This is a genomic window from Streptomyces sp. NPDC004561, assembly GCF_053602155.1.
In genome coordinates this window covers 1-2661 of the sequence record NZ_JBSGDB010000766.1, presented here as the reverse complement: position 1 = coordinate 2661, position 2661 = coordinate 1, and the positions used below count along the sequence as shown (strand labels likewise).

The window sequence follows — 2661 nt, the reverse complement described above, 5'->3', positions numbered from 1 at the left end:
GCTCGACGGCCTCCTCGGCGGTCCGGGCGGGCCGCTCCTCGGCGGTCGTGTCCTTCGTCTCGGCTGGCCCGGCTGGGGGTGCACCCCCGGCTGGGGCGGTCCCTGCTGGACACCTCCGGTCAGGGTGCCGAGGTCGTCGCCCTGCTCTCCGAAGAGGTGCCGCGGGACTACGGCGATGATCTTTCCGGTGCGCTGCGGCGGGCCCGGCGTGGGGGTGACGCCTACGCGGGGCGGTGGGCCGCGGAGGTCCGGCGGCTGCGGGCCGCCTCAGGGGATCTCTCCGGCCGGCCCGCCCGTGACCGTCGGCCACAGGCGACCGTCGAGGCAGGAGCGACCGCCCAACCCGAGAGTCGTGACCGCGCGTCGCGGGCCGGAACGGCTGCTTCTGAGCCCGCGCTTCCGGCCGGGTCGGACCGGCTCGCCGGGCTCGTCGGCGCGTTGGCGTTTCCCGAGCGGGTTGGGAAGTTGGACGGTGGGTCGTATCTGATGGCGTCCGGGACCCGGGCCGAGCTGGGCGAGGGGTCCGCGTTGCGGGGCGCGCCCTGGATCGTGGTGGCCGTCGCCGACCGGCCCGCCGGGAAGGGGCACGCGCGGGTGCGCCTGGGGGCCGCCGTGTCCGAGGACGTGGCGCGGGCCGCCGCCGGGTCGCTCCTGGACGAGCGGGAGGAGGTGCACTGGGCCGACGGGGACGTCGTGGCCCGGCGTGTCGAGCGGCTGGGGGCGATCGAGCTGGCCGTACGCACCCTGAAGGACGCCGACCCGGCCCTCGTACGCGCCGCCCTGCTGGAAGGGCTCCGGCAGGAGGGGCTCGGGCTGCTGCGCTGGTCGCCGGAGGCGGAGGTGCTGCGGCAGCGGCTGGCGTTCCTGCACGCGCGCCTCGGGGAGCCGTGGCCGGAGGTGTCGGACGAGTCGCTGCACGCGCGCGTGGAGGAGTGGCTGGAGCCGGAGCTGAGCCGGGCCCGGCGGCGGTCCGATCTCGCGCGGATGGACGCCGGGCAGGCGCTCACGCGGCTGCTGCCCTGGGCGAGCGGGGAGGCGGGTCGGCTGGACGAGCTGGCGCCCGAGCGGATCACCGTGCCGAGCGGGTCCAGGATCCGGATCGACTATCGGGATCCGGAGCGGCCGGTGCTCGCGGTGAAGCTGCAGGAGATGTTCGGGCTGCAGCGGACGCCGGCCGTGGCGGGGGTGCCGCTGCTCGTGCATCTGCTGTCCCCCGCCGGGCGGCCCGCCGCCGTCACGGCCGACCTGGCCTCCTTCTGGAAGGACGGTTACCAGGGCGTGCGGGCGGAGCTGCGCGGCCGGTATCCGAAGCATCCGTGGCCCGAGGACCCGGCGGCCGCCGAGCCCACCCGGCACACCAGCGCGCGGCTCAGGCGCTGACCGGTTCGGGCTCCGTCGCCTGCGCGGGCGCCGGGTCCCCGGGCCGGCGGGCGCGGGCCTCCAGCCAGAGCGAGAGCGCGAGGAGCAGCAGGCCGAGGACCAGGGAGCCCCAGGGGACGTACGAGGTGAGCATCAGGACGAGGGTGCGGTTGTGCTCGACGAGGGCGACCGTGTGCTCGATGTAGTCCTCGCGCATCTTCACGTCCCCGGCGAAAGCCGTGACCCTGGCCCGGCCCCCGAGCAGGGTGCCGCCGCGCAGTTCCTCCTTGTGGACCTCCTCGCCGTAGACGGGTGCTCCGGTGACCGGTTCGACCCAGAACCTGCGCACGGTGGTGTACCAGCGGGTGGTGCCGGTCCTGGCGACCGACTCAGGGGTGATGCCCTGGACCGGCATGGTCTTCGGCATGGGGACCTTGGTCCAGGGGATCGTCTGCTCGAAGTAGTAGACCTCCAGCCCGCGGAAGGTCCGAGTGCCCTTGTAGTGGATGGGGTTGGTGGTACGCGTCTGCGCGTCGAAGTACTCGTAGTCCCGTTTCTGGGTCAGGAAGGGCCACTTGAACTCGATGCCCTCCCGCCTGACCGGGTCGCCGTCGACCGTCTCGCCGGTGGCGTGCACGGGGGCCTGGCTGTGCGCGTCGAAGATGTAGCGCTCGGGGACGCGGGAGACCATCTTGCCGTCGGGGCCCTGGACGTAGGACAGGCTGTCCCAGACCACGACCGGGCGGCCCGCCGTCCTCTCGATCCGCCGCGCGGCTTCCACATCGCCCTTGAGCGTCTGCACGATGGTGACCTTGGAGACCTTCTTCGCGCGCATGGTGCCGTAGTCGAGGAGGGTGGCGCCCTTGGCCTCCAGGACCATGTCCTGGTACTGGTTCGCGGGGATCCTGGCCAGGCGCGGGAAGGCGTACCAGCGCAGCAGCGGGGACAGTGCCGCGCAGAACACGGCACAGGCGAGCAGGACCAGGCTTGCCGTGCGGCGCATTCCGGCCTCCCTCCCGGACGGGCGCGGCTACGGGTGCGAGGGCACCGTCGTCAGCAGCGGCTTGGGGGACGTCCGGCCCGACGGCGAGCCCGTCGCGCTGATCGTGAGGACCAGGGCGAACGCGAGGGCGAGACCGGTCGCGGCGGCGATCAGGGCGCGCATGCGGGGCCTCCCGGCGGGCGGTCGATGTCCTGACGGCTTTCTGATGGAGCGTCAGGTTCGGCACCGTAGCAACGGGCGGGCGAGATGAGAACAGCGGTGCACGCACGAACGAGGGCGCCCTCCCCGCCGGAGCGGGG

At 73.9% G+C, this 2661-nt stretch carries 3 protein-coding genes; 1 reads left to right on the top strand and 2 read right to left on the bottom strand.

Features of this window, described 5'->3' with window-relative positions:
• The coding region (locus ACWEN3_RS44950; protein ID WP_452984024.1) for an ATP-dependent helicase C-terminal domain-containing protein at nt 1–1380 on the top strand (1380 nt) is incomplete at its 5' end.
• Here ACWEN3_RS44950 and ACWEN3_RS44945 read toward each other — a convergent pair.
• Both ACWEN3_RS44945 and ACWEN3_RS44940 read right to left on the bottom strand, forming a co-directional pair.
• Nucleotides 1370–2362, bottom strand: coding sequence for a DUF3068 domain-containing protein (locus ACWEN3_RS44945; RefSeq protein ID WP_452984022.1), 993 nt, complete (start codon nt 2360–2362; stop codon nt 1370–1372). The genes ACWEN3_RS44950 and ACWEN3_RS44945 overlap by 11 nt on opposite strands.
• Nucleotides 2363–2389: 27 nt before the next feature.
• Nucleotides 2390–2524, bottom strand: coding sequence for an SPW_0924 family protein (locus tag ACWEN3_RS44940; RefSeq protein ID WP_452984020.1), 135 nt, complete (start codon nt 2522–2524; stop codon nt 2390–2392).
• Between the last annotated feature and the right edge of the window lie 137 nt (nt 2525–2661).